We start from the raw sequence: 14,097 nt of genomic DNA, 5'->3' as shown, positions 1-14,097 counted from the left end.
CAGAGAGGCGAGGCGCCGGCGAGGCACTGAAGGAGGCGCGGCCGAGTCGGCGGCCAGGGAGTGCTGGGGGCCATGCGGCCCAGGTCAGCCATATTCAGCCCGTCCGGCGTCTGAGGACGAGGCCCGCAGGGGCCGATGGCGGGGGGCCGGGGGCGCAGCCCCTGGTACGCCCGTCACAACACCCCGCACCCCGGTGGTACCGACCGCCGCCGACCGACCGCACCCGGCGGAGCCGTTACGCTGGGGGCGTGGCAGTCGTCGATGTATCCGAAGAGCTGAAGTCCCTCTCCTCGACCATGGAGTCGATCGAGGCCGTCCTGGACCTCGACAAGCTGAGGGCAGACATCGCCGTGCTCGAGGAGCAGGCGGCCGCGCCGTCCCTCTGGGACAACCCGGACGAGGCGCAGAAGATCACCAGCAAGCTCTCCCACCTCCAGGCCGAGGTCAGGAAGGCGGAGTCGCTGCGCGGCCGGATCGACGATCTCGCCGTCCTCTTCGAGATGGCCGAGGAGGAGGACGACCCGGACACCCTCGCCGAGGCCGAGTCCGAGCTGGTCTCGGTGAAGAAGGCGCTGGACGAGATGGAGGTCCGTACCCTCCTGTCCGGCGAGTACGACTCCCGCGAGGCGCTGGTCAACATCCGCGCCGAGGCGGGCGGCGTCGACGCCGCCGACTTCGCCGAGCAGCTCCAGCGCATGTACCTGCGCTGGGCCGAGCGCCACGGCTACAAGACGGAGATCTACGAGACGTCGTACGCCGAAGAGGCCGGCATCAAGTCGACCACCTTCGCCGTCCAGATCCCGTACGCGTACGGCACGCTCTCGGTCGAGCAGGGCACGCACCGCCTGGTGCGCATCTCGCCCTTCGACAACCAGGGCCGACGCCAGACGTCCTTCGCGGGTGTCGAGGTGCTCCCGGTCGTGGAGCAGACCGACCATGTCGAGATCGACGAGTCGGACCTGCGCATCGACGTCTACCGCTCCTCGGGCCCCGGCGGCCAGGGCGTGAACACGACGGACTCCGCGGTCCGCCTCACCCACCTCCCCACCGGCATCGTGGTCTCCTGCCAGAACGAGCGCTCCCAGATCCAGAACAAGGCCACGGCCATGAACGTGCTGCAGGCCAAGCTGCTGGAGCGGCAGCGCCAGGAGGAGCGGGCCAGGATGGACGCCCTCAAGGGCGACGGCGGCAGCTCCTGGGGCAACCAGATGCGTTCGTACGTCCTGCACCCGTACCAGATGGTCAAGGACCTGCGCACCGACTTCGAGGTCGGCAACCCGCAGTCCGTGCTCGACGGCGAGATCGACGGCTTCCTGGAGGCCGGAATTCGCTGGCGCAAGCAGCAGGACAAGTAAGTTTGTCGACATGACAACCTTCGACAACTGCCGTCCATTGGGCGGCAGTTGTCGTATGTCTGGGTTTTAGGTCACAGTCAGAGCAGCCAACTCCCGCCAAACGCGCCCCCATAGGACATTGCGCCCGCAACGGCCTTGACGTTGCTTAAAAAAATGGGAAAGGTGCAACGCGGCATGCGTATGTCTGGGGCGCATGTGAACCGGGGGAACGGGAGACGGTCCGGAATTCGACGCTTGTGTCGACTCCGCACGTCAGCTGCCCCCGTCGAGCACGGCAAGCCCCACTGCGCCGCCTCATCGACAACAGCTACTGGGGGTAGCAGACATATGACGAAGAAGACGCGTGTGCGCGTCGCACGCATAGCCGCCGGCGCGGTGATCGCGGCCGGCGCCTCGCTGATGGTGGCCGGAGTGGCCTCCGCCGACCCGGGGCCCGAGCCCGACCCGTCCTGCACCCTTGGTGCCTGCACCGACCCTGGCCCGGGCGGCAACACCGACGGTGGCACGACGGACGGCGGTGCCACTGACGGTGGGGCCACGGACGGCGGCGCGACCGATGGTGGCGCGACGGACGGCGGTGCCACCGATGGTGGGGCCACGGACGGCGGCGCGACGGACGGCGGTCTCATCGGCGGTCTCATCGGTGGCAACGAGACCGCGGGCGGCACCACCACCGGCGGCAACGACACCACGGGCGGCTCGACCACCGGCGGCAACGACACCACAGGCGGCTCGACCACCGGCGGCAACGACACCACGGGCGGCTCGACCACCACCGGGGGCTCCACCACGGGTGGTGACGACTCCACCGGTGGCACGACCGGCGGCTCCACCACGGGCGGCGACGACTCCACCGGCGGTTCGACCGGCGGCACCGCCACCGGTGGCTCCACGACCGGTGGCCCCGGCCCCGACGGTGGCGGCAACGACAACGTCTCCCAGGAGGAGGGCAGCTCCGCCCTCACCGACACCGGCTCGGACGCCGCTCCGCAGCAGACCAGTGACGGCAAGCAGCTGGCCGAGACCGGTGCCGGGCAGACCACGTTCCTGCTGGTCGGCGCCGCGACGATGATCGCGGGCGGTGTCGCCTTCCGCGTCCTGCCGCGCCTGGCGAACAACCGCGGCGGCACGGCCGCCTGAAGGTAGCCGAATCGTCACTCCACGCCACCGCGCGGCGGAGACGGTACGGAAAAGGGCCCGGAGCGCAGACAAGCGCTCCGGGCCCTTCTCACTGTCCAAAGCCCCGCAGGGACTCGCAGGGGCCCGCCTAGACGGTCTGGTGCGCCAGCAGCGCCATCGCCGCGATCAGCACCACCAGGAGCGCGATCAGCGTCACCGGACTCACCCCGGCCAGAAATCCCGCCTGCTGCTGAAGCCGCTCACGGCTCGCACGGCACACCGGGCACCGGCCCTCGCTCACGGGGGCCGCGCAGTTCGCGCACACCAACCGGTCGTACGTCATGCGCTCGCCCTCCTCGTGCCAGGCTTTCAACCCCGTACAACGCCGACGGGAACGAGAACGTTCCCTCTCCACTCTGCCAGGTTCCACCCGAAAGAGCGCGGGCGCTCTGGAAAGCGGGAAGAGCCGCCCGTACAAAAACGCACAAGTGACTCCCAACCGCAACCGGGCCCTGCGTAGGCACTCCCGGTTCGCGTATGGTCACGCTCATCATTCCCCGGCGACCCGTGGTGCATCCGTGATCCGATTCGACAGTGTCTCCAAGGTCTACCCCAAGCAGACCCGCCCCGCCCTCAGGGAGGTGTCCCTGGAAGTGGAGAAGGGCGAGTTCGTCTTCCTCGTGGGGTCGTCCGGCTCCGGCAAGTCGACCTTCCTGAGGCTCGTGCTCCGCGAGGAGCGGTGCAGCCACGGCCAGGTGCACGTCCTGGGCAAGGACCTCGCCCGGCTGTCCAACTGGAAGGTGCCGCAGATGCGCCGCCAGCTCGGGACGGTCTTCCAGGACTTCCGCCTGCTGCCCAACAAGACGGTCGCGGAGAACGTGGCCTTCGCGCAGGAGGTCATCGGCAAGTCCCGCGGCGAGATCCGCAAGTCCGTGCCCCAGGTGCTCGACCTCGTCGGGCTCGGCGGCAAGGAGGACCGCAGGCCGGGCGAGCTGTCCGGCGGTGAGCAGCAGCGCGTCGCCATCGCGCGGGCGTTCGTCAACCGCCCCAAGCTGCTGATCGCCGACGAGCCCACCGGAAACCTCGACCCGCAGACCTCCGTCGGCATCATGAAGCTGCTCGACCGCATCAACCGGACGGGCACCACCGTCATCATGGCGACGCACGACCAGAACATCGTGGACCAGATGCGCAAGCGCGTCATCGAGCTGGAAAAGGGCCGCCTCGTGCGTGACCAGGCCCGCGGCGTCTACGGCTACCAGCACTGAAGCAAGTTCACGACGGAAAGGCTTGACCAGACGCCATGCGCGCCCAGTTCGTGATGTCGGAGATCGGTGTCGGTCTCCGTCGCAACCTGACGATGACCTTCGCCGTCATCGTCTCCGTCGCCCTGTCCCTGGCCCTCTTCGGCGGCTCCCTGATGATGAGCGACCAGGTGAGCACCATGAAGGGCTACTGGTACGACAAGGTCAACGTCTCGATCTTCCTCTGCAACAAGAGTGACGCCCAGTCGGACGTCAACTGCGCCAAGGGCGCGGCCACCGAGGACCAGAAGAAGCAGATCCAGGCCGACCTCGGCAAGATGTCCTCCATCGTGGAGAAGGTCACCTACGAGTCGCAGGACACGGCCTACAAGCACTACAAGGAGCAGTTCGGCAACTCCCCGCTGGCCAGCTCGCTGACGCCGGACCAGATGCAGGAGTCGTACCGGATCAAGCTCAAGGACCCGCAGAAGTACCAGGTGATCGCCACCGCGTTCAACGGGCGGGCCGGTGTGCAGTCGGTGCAGGACCAGCGGAGCATCCTCGACAACCTCTTCCAGCTGCTCAACCTTATGAACCGGGCGGCGCTGTTCCTGATGGCGCTGATGCTGTTCGTCGCGCTGCTGCTGATCGTCAACACCGTGCGGGTGTCGGCGTTCAGCCGCCGCCGGGAGACCGGGATCATGCGGCTGGTCGGCGCCTCCGGCTTCTACATCCAGGCGCCGTTCATCATGGAGGCCGCGGTCGCCGGACTCATCGGCGGCAGCCTCGCGTGCGTCTTCCTGGTGCTGGGCCGGTACTTCACCATCGACCACGGCATGGCCCTGTCGAGCAAGCTGACGCTCATCAACTTCATCGGCTGGGACTCGGTGTTGACCAAGCTGCCGCTGATCCTCGCCACCAGCGTGCTGATGCCTTCCCTGGCGGCGTTCTTCGCGTTGCGCAAGTACCTGAAGGTGTGACACATGCCAAGAGGGCCGTACAGGCATCCGTCTGTACGGCCCTTCGCGTTGTCCTAGACTCACCGCCATGTCAGGCCGAGCCCTGTTCCGTCAGCCCCGCCGCAAACGCCGCGGGGCCGCCCTGACACTGGTGTTCGCCGGAGCACTGACCGCGGGCGCGGTCACGGGCTCCCTGCCGGACACCGCCCAGGCCCGCCGGCTCGACGCCAAGGCCGAGGCCACCCAGGGCAGTCGGGACGCCCGGAAGGGTGCCGTGCCCCGCCCCGAGGACGTGCGCCGGGCCGCCGCCGAGGCCATGGCGAAGGGCGAGTCGCCCACCGAGGCCGCCGAACAGGCCGTCAGCCGCAGCGGCGACCGCTGGGCCGCCGTCTACTCCGAGGACGAGTACCAGGAGTTCCGCGACGCCCTGGACGGCGAGTACACCGGCGTCGGACTGTGGGCGAAGCGCGCACGCGACGGCCACGTCACGGTGAGCCGGGTGCGGTCCGGCTCGCCCGCCGCCGACGCGGGCATCCACAAGGGCGACCGGCTGCGCAGCGTCGACGGCCGCAAGGTCGACGGCCGCCCGGTCACCGAAGTGGTCTCCCTGCTCCGCGGCGACGCCGAGGACGCGTCCGCCGGCACCCCGGTCACCGTCGGCATCCAGCGCGGCGCCGACTCCTGGTCCCGGACCCTGCACCGGGCCCGGCTCTCCACCGACCCGGTGACCGTCACCGACCCGGTCGCCGGGGTCGTCGTGGTCCGGGTGTCCGCCTTCACCAAGGGCTCAGCCAAGGCCGTACGGACCGCCGTCCGGCGCGCCCCGGCGAACACCGGGGTCGTGCTCGACCTGCGCGGGAACTCCGGCGGCCTGGTCACCGAGGCCGTCGCCACCGCCTCCTGCTTCCTCGACGGCGGCCTGGTCGCCACCTACGACGTGGACGGCGCCCAGCGCGCCCTGCACGCGGCCTCCGGCGGCGACACCGCCCGCCCGCTGGTCACCCTGGTCGACGGGGGCACCATGAGCGCGGCCGAGCTGCTGACCGGCGCCCTCCAGGACCGGGGCCGGGCGGTGGTGATCGGCTCCCGTACCTTCGGCAAGGGCTCGGTGCAGATGCCGACCGAGCTGCCGGACGGCTCGGTGGCCGAGCTGACCGTCGGCCACTACCGCACCCCCTCCGGACACGCGGTCGACGGCCGGGGCATCACCCCCGACCTGGACGCGGGCCCCGGCGCTCTGAAACGGGCGGAGACGGTCCTCACGGGCCTGGGCGACCCCCGATAGCCCCTGACAGCACCCTGACCTCACCCCTAATCCGCTTCCCTTCGCCCCCCTCCATGGTGCGAAAATGGCGGCACTATGAGTAAGGGAATGTACGTACCGAAGGAGTCCCAGCCCAAGCAGGGCGGGGCGGCCCCCGCCAAGGCCAAGGACGGCAAGCGCAAGATCGTCGCCCAGAACAAGAAGGCGCGGCACGACTACGCGATCATCGACACCTACGAGGCCGGGATCGTGCTGTCCGGCACCGAGGTGAAGTCGCTGCGCCAGGGCCGGGCCTCGCTGGCCGACGGCTTCGTCCAGATCGACGGGAAGGAGGCGTGGCTGCACAACGCCCACATCCCCGAGTACAGCCAGGGCACCTGGACCAACCACTCCGTGCGCCGCAAGCGCAAGCTGCTCCTGCACCGCGAGGAGATCGACAAGCTGGAGGTGAAGTCCCAGGAGACGGGCCACACGATCGTGCCCCTCGCCCTGTACTTCAAGGACGGCCGGGCGAAGGCGGAGATCGCGCTGGCCCGGGGCAAGAAGGAGTACGACAAGCGGCAGACCCTGCGCGAGAAGCAGGACCGGCGCGAGTCGGACCGCGCGATCGCGTCCGCCAAGCGCAAGCAGCGCGCCTCCAAGACCGACCGCCGGGAATAAGCTGGCACACTCCCGCGTTGGTCACGTACGATGGCACAGCACTCCATCGAGGGTGCGCCGCCTCCTGCGGGGGGCATTGAAAAAACAACATGGGGATGATCGGTTTCGACAGCGGATGTCGAAGCAGGGGAAGCGTGTCGAGGAAGCGGCAATGATCTCGTAAACCATATGTCGCAACCAATAATCGCCAACACCAAGCGCGATTCCTTCGCCCTCGCTGCCTAAGTAGCGACTTGCGAAGTGTCAGCCCGGGGCTGTTCCCGACCCGGATCCTGGCATCAGCTAGGGAACTAAACCTTGATCCCGGTCACGGGGTGAAGAGGGAAATCTAACAGTGACTGAGCCCGTCGGAGACTTGTCCGCGTGATCTCCGGGGCCGAGAAAATCGAAGCGGACTGCACACGGAGAAGCCCTGTTTCTGCACCGGTGGACGCGGGTTCGATTCCCGCCATCTCCACGATCAGGAGGCCCTCGGGCCTTCGGAACCCATGTGGGCGAAGGCCCCGTCGCTAGCCGCGGCGGGGCCTTCGTCTTTTTGCCGGGAACTTCTTGCCGGGAACTTCTTACCGGGAACCCCGCAGCGCCCAGCCGAGCAGGCACGCCGTGCTCGCGGAAAGTGCCGGGACCGCGTAGGCCGGGGTCGCGCCGAGGTGGTCCGCCGCCCAGCCGCCGGCCGCCGAACCGCAGGCGATGCCGGTGAGCAGCGCCGTCACGACCAGGCTCATGCCCTCGTTCAGGCGGCCGTCCGGGGTGCGCTCCTGGACCAGGGTCATCGCCGTGACCATCGTCGGCGCGGTCGCCGTGCCCGCCACCAGCAGCGCCCCCGCCAGTACCCACAGTGAGCCGGTCGTGGCGGCGAGCCAGGGCAGCGTCATCAGCGCGGCCATCGCGGGCAGGCACCGCCCGAGCCGCCGCCCGGCCGGCCCCGGCGGCAGCGCCCCGTACAGCAGGCCCGCCGCGCACGACCCGGCCGCCTGGAGCGCGAGCACGACCCCGGCCACCGCACGCTGCCCCTGGGCGTCGGCGTACGCCACGGTGACGACCTCCATCGACCCGAACACCGCCCCGGTCGCCGTGAAGCAGACCAGCAGGGGCCGGATGCCCGGGGCGCGCAGCGGTGCCGGCGCCCTGGTGCGGGGGCCAGACCCCGCGCCCGCGCCCTGATCCGCCGGACAGGCCCTCGGCGGCGGTTCGGTCGCGTGCTGGGCGGTGAACAGCAGCATCCCGGCCAGCAGCAGCACCGCCCCGACGAGGGTGCCCGCCTCGGGGAAGAAGGTGCCGGTCAGGAAGGACGCCAGAGCCGGGCCCAGCATGAAGCACAGCTCGTCGGCCGCCTGCTCGAAGGAGTTCGCGGTGTGCCGGGCGTCCGGGTCGTCCCGCAGCAGGTGCGCCCAGCGGGCGCGGGACAGCCCGCCGATGTTGGGGGTGGCCGCCCAGGTGGCGTACGCCGCGAACAGCGTCCAGTCGGGGGCGTCGTACCGCACGCACAGCAGCAGCGCCAGGCTGCCCAGTACCGCGAGCAGTGTCGCGGGCCGGGCCACCCTGGCCTGCCCATGGCGGTCCACCAGCCGGGCCAGCCAGGGGCCCGCCAGCCCGCTCGCCACCAGCCCGGTCGCGCTGACCGCACCGGCGAGCGCGTACGAGCCCCGCGCACCGGCGATCATCACCACCGCGCTCACCCCGGCCATGCCCACCGGAAGGCGGGCGAGCAGGTTGCCGGCGGTGAAGGCGAGGGCGCCCGGGCGGGCGAAGAGACGGCGGTAGGCCGATGCGGTCTGTGTGGACATGCCGTTCACGCTCTCCCGTGCGGCGGACGCCGGTCCAACACCTGTTCCGCGCCGATTCACGCGCCCGTGTTGTAGGTTCGCCGCCATGCCTCCCGCGATCGAACCCCGGCTGCTGCGCGCCTTCGTCGCCGTCGCCGAGGAACTGCACTTCACCCGCGCCGCCGCCCGGCTCTACGTCGCCCAGCAGGCGCTGAGCCGGGATGTGCGGCGGCTCGAACGGGAGCTGGGCGCCGAGCTGTTCGTCCGTACCACCCGGCAGGTGACGCTCACCGCGGACGGCGAGCGCCTGCTGCCGCACGCCCGGCGGGTGCTCGCCGCCCAGGACGATCTCCTCGCTGCCTTCGCCGGCGCCCGCCCGCTGCTGGTCGACGTCAACTCCGAAGGCCCCCTCACCGCCCGCCGGGTACTGCTCCGGGCCCGCGAACTGGCGCCCGGTCATGAACTGTTGGCCCGCTACGAGCGCGGGCTCACCGGGGCGGCGGCCGCGCTGCTCGCCGGGCGGCTGGACGTCTCCTTCGGCCGCTTCGCCGGTCTGGACCCGGTGCTGCGCTCCGGCCTCGCCCAACAGCCCGTGCGCTACGAGCCGATGGCGGTGCTGCTGCCCGAGGACCATCCGCTGGCCGCGCTGCCCGAGGTGCCGCTCGGCGCGCTCGCCGGGGAGACGGTGTACGCCGGGGCGGGGAACCCCGGCACGCGGGAGTGGACCGAGCTGGCCCGTCAGCTCTTCGAGGGACGCGGTATCCGGCTCGCGCCACCCCATCCGGTGGTTCTCGGCGCCGAGGAGTTCACTCGCGTGATGGCGGCGAGCCGGATGCCGGTGCTCGCGGTGGTGGATTTTCCGGCCATGTCGGGCACGGCGCTACGGCCCCTCGTCGACCCCGTTCCGCTCTCGCCCGTCTCGCTGGTGTGGCGGAAGGGGCTGGTCCATCCCGCGCTGGACGCGCTGCGGGCGGCGGCGGCCGAGCTGGCCCGTGCCGAACAGTGGCTTTTGCCGCCCGGTGACCGATGGATTCCGGCCATGGATGTTGATGTGATGAGCCGCCCTATCTGACACTCCGAGCACATGGAAACTCACCATGCGCTACATTCGGGGACCCGAGCACTGGGGTAGAGGGGGGCGTTCGGACCGGGTGGGGGCCTGGTCCGGCCGGCGCGTGCTCGGTGTCGCCGGCGCACCCCGGATCAGTCCCGTGGGGGGAAGTGCGCACGTGGAACAGTGGCGAGAAGACCGTCGACCGGAATGGCCCGATGTGGCCTCGGTGGCAAGAGACATGCAGGTGGCAGGGGGTTCGACTCAGGCTTTTCCGGAAACCGGAACCGTCGCGGAGACCGACTTGGGCCGGGACGGCGCGGCCCCGCCGGGCGGCGGACGCGCAGCGTTCCCGCGCGTCGTACGGCCGTCCGACGCCGGGGCGCTCGCGGCGGCGGCAATACTCCGGGGCGGCCCGGCCGCCCTCGCCGGGGCCGACGCGACGGCCCTGCTTCCGCGCTCCGAGACCCCGCGCGCGGCGGCCGACTTCCGCCCCTCGGCCGGCCTCTCCGGCACCGAGCGGACGGCGATGCTGCCCGGCCCGTCCCACTCCGGGGCCCATGATCCGCACGAGGTGACCGTCCAGCTCGACTCGGTCCACGCCGACGGCGCCACGCCCGCCGACCGGGCGGGTGGCACCGACGCCTCGGACGGGCCGGTGTTCGTGGACGAGTCCGGCCGCCGCAGCCGTACCTTCCGGCGGCTCGGGCTGCTGGTCGCGGGCCTCTGCGCGGGCTACGCCGTCGTCATCGGCGTCACCCTGCTCTCCGGCAGCTCCGACGCGCCCTGGCTGCCGGTGCCGCAGAAGGAGGACAAGCCCGCGAGCCGGGTCGACTCCTCGCCCGTGCCCAGCGCCTCGGCCCCGGCCGCGCCCGGCAAGGGTGGCCGCACCGGCACCGGTACGGAACCGGCGGCGCCGGGTACCGCACCCGCCACCGTCGCCGCCGTACCCGTACCGGGACGGCCGAGCCCCACCGCCGACGGCACCAAGGCGGCCCGGCCGCCCGCCGCGGCGAGCCCGACACCGGGCCGGTCCGCGCCGCCCGCGCCCGGCGGAGGCAGCCAGAAGCCCACGCCCAGCGCCACCGTGTCCACCGAGGCGTCCCCGGTGCCGAGCACCACCGCGCCCAGCCCGGTCGCCAGCGAGTCCCCGGCGGGCGCGGGCGGCCCGCAGCCCCAGGGCTCGGCCGACCGGCCCGCCGCCGGATGACGCGCCGCGTCCTCGACCGGAAGAACCCCTGATGACTCCGCGAACCGCCCGCCGGGCGCTGCCCCGGCGCCGCCGGCTACCGCTGCGCCCGCTGCTGGCCGTCCTGGTGCTGCTCGCCACGCTGGCCATGCTCATGCTGCACGGCTACGTCCACAACGAGATCCTCGCCGACCACCGCGTCCGGCCCGAGGCGCCCGGCGGGCAGGTGCCCGAGAAGATCACCGACGGCGGCCCCGTCATCGACACCCGGGGCGGGCGCACCGACAGCCTCCGGGTGCCGAAGCGCCGGATCGTCCTCACCTTCGACGACGGCCCCGACCCGACCTGGACACCCCAGGTCCTCGACGCGCTGAAGCGGAACCACGCGCGGGCCACGTTCTTCGTGACCGGCACGATGACCTCCCGCTACCCGGAGCTGGTCCGGCGCATGGTGGCGGAGGGGCACGAGGTCGGCCTGCACACCTTCAACCACCCCGACCTCTCCTACCAGTCGAAGCGCCGGGTGGACTGGGAGCTGTCCCAGGGGCAGCTGGCCCTCGCGGGCGCGGCCGGCATCCGCAGCTCGCTGTTCCGGCCCCCCTACTCCTCCTTCGCCTCCGCGATGGACGACCGGTCCTGGCCGGTGACGAAGTACGTCGGCGGGCGGGGCTATCTCATCGTGCTCAACGACCGGGACAGCGAGGACTGGCGCAGGCCCGGCGCCGAGGAGATCATCCGCCGGGCCACGCCCGGGAACGGCAGGGGCGCGGTCGTCCTCATGCACGACTCCGGCGGCGACCGGAGCCAGACGGTCCAGGCGATCGACACCCTGCTGCCCCGGCTACAGGCCGAGGGCTACCGCTTCCAGACGCTCACCGAGGCACTGGACGCGCCGAGCGCCGACACACCCGTCACCGGGCTCGGCCTGTGGACGGGCAAGGCGTGGATCGCGCTGGTCAAGGCGGCCGACGGCATCACCACCGTGCTCGTCGCGGGTCTCGCCGTCATCGGTGTCCTGGTCTTCGGGCGGTTCGCTCTGATGCTGCTGCTGTCCGCCGCGCACGCCCGCCGCACCCGCCGCCGCGACTTCCGCTGGGGCCCGGCGCCGGTCACCGAACCGGCGACCGTGCTGGTCCCGGCGTACAACGAGGCCAAGTGCATCGAGAACACCGTCCGTTCCCTGGTGGGCGGGGAGCATCCGGTGGAGGTCATCGTCGTCGACGACGGCTCCGCCGACGGCACCGCCCGCATCGTGGAGGGGCTCGCCCTGCCCGGCGTACGGGTCGTCCGGCAGCACAACGCGGGCAAGCCCGCCGCCCTCAACCGGGGCCTGGCGAACGCCAGTCACGACCTGATCGTGATGATGGACGGCGACACCGTCTTCGAGCCGTCCACCGTCCGTGAGCTGGTGCAGCCCTTCGCCGACCCGCGCGTCGGCGCCGTCGCGGGCAACGCCAAGGTCGGCAACAAGGACACCCTCATCGGGGCCTGGCAGCACATCGAGTACGTGATGGGCTTCAACCTCGACCGGCGCATGTACGACGTGCTGCGCTGCATGCCGACCATCCCCGGCGCCGTGGGCGCGTTCCGCCGTACCGCGCTGGAGCGGGTCGGCGGGATGAGCGACGACACCCTCGCCGAGGACACCGACATCACCATGGCCCTGCACCGCGACGGCTGGCGGGTGGTCTACGCGGAGAAGGCCCGCGCCTGGACCGAGGCCCCGGAATCCGTGCAACAGCTCTGGTCCCAGCGCTACCGCTGGTCCTACGGCACCATGCAGGCCATCTGGAAACACCGCCGGGCCGTGCTGGAACGCGGTCCCTCGGGGCGGTTCGGCCGGGTCGGGCTGCCGCTGGTCTCGCTGTTCATGGTGGTCGCGCCGCTGCTGGCCCCGCTGATCGACATCTTCCTCGTCTACGGCCTGGTCTTCGGCCCGACCGGCAAGACGATCGCGTCCTGGTTCGCCGTCCTGGCCATTCAGGCCGTCTGCGCGGCCTACGCCTTCGCGCTGGACCGGGAGCGGCTCACCCCGCTGATCTCCCTGCCCCTCCAGCAACTCCTGTACCGCCAGCTCATGTACGTCGTGCTGCTCCAGTCCTGGGTCACGGCCCTCACCGGCGGCCGGCTGCGCTGGCAGAAGCTCCGCCGCAAGGGCGGGGTGTCGGCCCCGCCGGCCGGGACGAGGGTGCCGGCCGAAGGAGCGGTGCGATGACCACCTCACACGAACTGACGTCACCTGCTGCCGAGTTGACTGCTGAGCCCGTACAGCAGCGTGCCCCGGTCCGGGACCGCTACTTCGATCTGCTCCGCGCGGTCGCCCTCTTCCGTGTCGTCTTCTACCACCTGATGGGCTGGGCCTGGCTGCCCGTCGTCTTCCCGTCCATGGGCGTGATGTTCGCCCTCGCGGGCAACCTGATGGCCCGCTCGCTGAAGCGCCCCGCAGTGGACGTCGTGCGCGGCCGGCTGCGCCGACTGCTGCCGCCGCTCTGGCTGCTGGGCGCGCTCGGGGTGTCCGGCATGGTGCTCCAGGGCTGGCGTCCCGGCGCCGAGGGCCATCCCGGCTGGTGGTTCGTCCACCTCGGCTTCTGGGTGCTGCCGCTGAGCGACCCGCCGTACGCGGGCACGCTGCCCGGCATTCACGGCGTGCTCGGCCCGGACTGGGCGGCCGAACTGGCCGGACCACTCTGGTACATCCGCGCCTACCTGTGGTTCGTCCTGCTCTCCCCGGTCCTGCTGAGGGCGCTGAAGGCGATCCCCTGGATCACCGTGCTGTCCCCGATCGCACTCGCCGCCGCCTTCGAGTTCGGCCACCTCCAACTCCCCGGCGAGCGCGTCCCGTCAGCGTTGACGGACTTCAGCACCTTCGGCGCCTGCTGGATTCTCGGCATGGCCCACCAGCAGGGCGTGCTGCGCCGCATCCCGCGCTACGTCGTGCCCTCCGTCGCCCCGCTCGTCGCCGGGCTCGGCCTCTGGTACGCGCTCACGCACGGCTTCCGGCCGGGGCACGACCTGGACGACATCCCGTTCGCCCAGTCCCTGTGGTCCCTCGCCACCGTGCTGCTCCTGCTGCACATCAGCCCGACCTGGACGGAGTGGCCCCGCCTGCTGCGCCCCTTCGACCGCCTGGTCACCCTGCTCAACTCCCGGGCGGTGACCATCTACCTCTGGCACAACCTCTGCATCCTCATCGCCTCCACCCTCTGGGACCAGCTCTGGCGCTACGACGTCCTGGACGAGGACTACCCCTGGCTGCTGGAGAGCTCCTGGCCGGTCTTGGCCCTCACCTGGGCCCTGATCTGCGCCTGCGTCCTCACCTTCGGCTGGGCGGAGGACCTGGCGGCCAGGCGGAGACCGCGGCTCTGGCCGGACGGACGCCCGCGCCGCGACAGCCGCCACCGGGCCGCCTGAGCCGGGGCACGGGGGTTCCGGCCGCCGGGCGGGAGGGGCACTGTGGAGGGGAGCGAGAAGACGCCCTCCTGCCTAGGCG

The 14,097-nt window shown here is 71.4% G+C and carries 12 protein-coding genes and 1 other RNA gene; 11 read left to right on the top strand and 2 right to left on the bottom strand.

Annotation, left to right across the window (positions count from 1 at the left end):
- The first annotated feature begins 248 nt into the window (after positions 1-248).
- Both prfB and ACIGA3_RS05220 read left to right on the top strand, forming a co-directional pair.
- Positions 249-1,355, top strand: a complete 1,107-nt coding sequence (prfB, locus tag ACIGA3_RS05225) for a peptide chain release factor 2 (RefSeq protein ID WP_399710669.1) — start codon at positions 249-251, stop codon at positions 1,353-1,355.
- 345 nt (positions 1,356-1,700) lie between these two features.
- The gene (locus ACIGA3_RS05220) at positions 1,701-2,495 is read left to right on the top strand and encodes a hypothetical protein (protein ID WP_399710668.1); all 795 of its coding nucleotides are present in this window, start codon (positions 1,701-1,703) and stop codon (positions 2,493-2,495) included.
- 127 nt (positions 2,496-2,622) lie between these two features.
- On the opposite strand, the gene ACIGA3_RS05215 is transcribed toward ACIGA3_RS05220, so the two are convergent.
- Positions 2,623-2,817 carry a hypothetical protein gene (locus ACIGA3_RS05215; RefSeq protein WP_399710666.1) on the bottom strand — a complete coding sequence of 65 codons (195 nt, stop codon included), beginning with the start codon at positions 2,815-2,817 and terminating at the stop codon, positions 2,623-2,625.
- A 235-nt stretch (positions 2,818-3,052) separates the two neighbouring features.
- On the opposite strand from ACIGA3_RS05215, the gene ftsE reads away from it, so the two are divergent.
- The 5 genes from ftsE to ssrA all read left to right on the top strand — a co-directional run bounded on the left by ftsE (position 3,053) and on the right by ssrA (position 7,061).
- The gene (gene ftsE / locus ACIGA3_RS05210) at positions 3,053-3,742 is read left to right on the top strand and encodes a cell division ATP-binding protein FtsE (RefSeq protein ID WP_399710664.1); all 690 of its coding nucleotides are present in this window, start codon (positions 3,053-3,055) and stop codon (positions 3,740-3,742) included.
- A gap of 35 nt (positions 3,743-3,777) precedes the next feature.
- Positions 3,778-4,698: a permease-like cell division protein FtsX gene (ftsX, locus tag ACIGA3_RS05205; RefSeq protein ID WP_030810990.1), complete on the top strand. Its 921-nt coding sequence runs from the start codon at positions 3,778-3,780 to the stop codon at positions 4,696-4,698.
- Between the two features lie 67 nt (positions 4,699-4,765).
- Positions 4,766-5,962 carry a S41 family peptidase gene (locus ACIGA3_RS05200; protein WP_399710662.1) on the top strand — a complete coding sequence of 399 codons (1,197 nt, stop codon included), beginning with the start codon at positions 4,766-4,768 and terminating at the stop codon, positions 5,960-5,962.
- A 75-nt stretch (positions 5,963-6,037) separates the two neighbouring features.
- Complete coding sequence (gene smpB, locus ACIGA3_RS05195; RefSeq protein WP_399710660.1) at positions 6,038-6,601, top strand: SsrA-binding protein SmpB; 564 nt, start codon at positions 6,038-6,040, stop codon at positions 6,599-6,601.
- Between the two features lie 91 nt (positions 6,602-6,692).
- Positions 6,693-7,061, top strand: a transfer-messenger RNA (tmRNA) gene (gene ssrA / locus ACIGA3_RS05190).
- Positions 7,062-7,164: 103 nt separating this feature from the next.
- On the opposite strand, the gene ACIGA3_RS05185 is transcribed toward ssrA, so the two are convergent.
- On the bottom strand, positions 7,165-8,388 hold the full coding sequence (locus ACIGA3_RS05185; protein WP_399710658.1) for an MFS transporter: 1,224 nt from the start codon (positions 8,386-8,388) through the stop codon (positions 7,165-7,167).
- Positions 8,389-8,473: 85 nt separating this feature from the next.
- Between ACIGA3_RS05185 and ACIGA3_RS05180 the strand changes: the two genes are divergently transcribed.
- The 4 genes from ACIGA3_RS05180 (at position 8,474) to ACIGA3_RS05165 (ending at position 14,018) form a co-directional block, all read left to right on the top strand.
- Positions 8,474-9,439: a LysR family transcriptional regulator gene (locus ACIGA3_RS05180; RefSeq protein WP_399710656.1), complete on the top strand. Its 966-nt coding sequence runs from the start codon at positions 8,474-8,476 to the stop codon at positions 9,437-9,439.
- 283 nt (positions 9,440-9,722) lie between these two features.
- The gene (locus tag ACIGA3_RS05175; RefSeq protein ID WP_399710654.1) at positions 9,723-10,628 is read left to right on the top strand and encodes a hypothetical protein; all 906 of its coding nucleotides are present in this window, start codon (positions 9,723-9,725) and stop codon (positions 10,626-10,628) included.
- Between the two features lie 31 nt (positions 10,629-10,659).
- Positions 10,660-12,822 (top strand): bifunctional polysaccharide deacetylase/glycosyltransferase family 2 protein, encoded by a 2,163-nt coding sequence (locus ACIGA3_RS05170; RefSeq protein WP_399710652.1) that lies wholly within the window; start codon positions 10,660-10,662, stop codon positions 12,820-12,822.
- Positions 12,819-14,018: an acyltransferase gene (locus tag ACIGA3_RS05165; RefSeq protein WP_399710650.1), complete on the top strand. Its 1,200-nt coding sequence runs from the start codon at positions 12,819-12,821 to the stop codon at positions 14,016-14,018. Before ACIGA3_RS05170 ends, ACIGA3_RS05165 begins: the two co-directional genes overlap by 4 nt.
- Positions 14,019-14,097: the final 79 nt, after the last annotated feature.

This window comes from Streptomyces sp. NPDC085596 (genome assembly GCF_044541565.1).
Lineage (GTDB): Bacteria > Actinomycetota > Actinomycetes > Streptomycetales > Streptomycetaceae > Streptomyces.
Note: the sequence above shows the minus strand (reverse complement) of the source record. Positions and strands in the feature narration are given on the sequence as shown.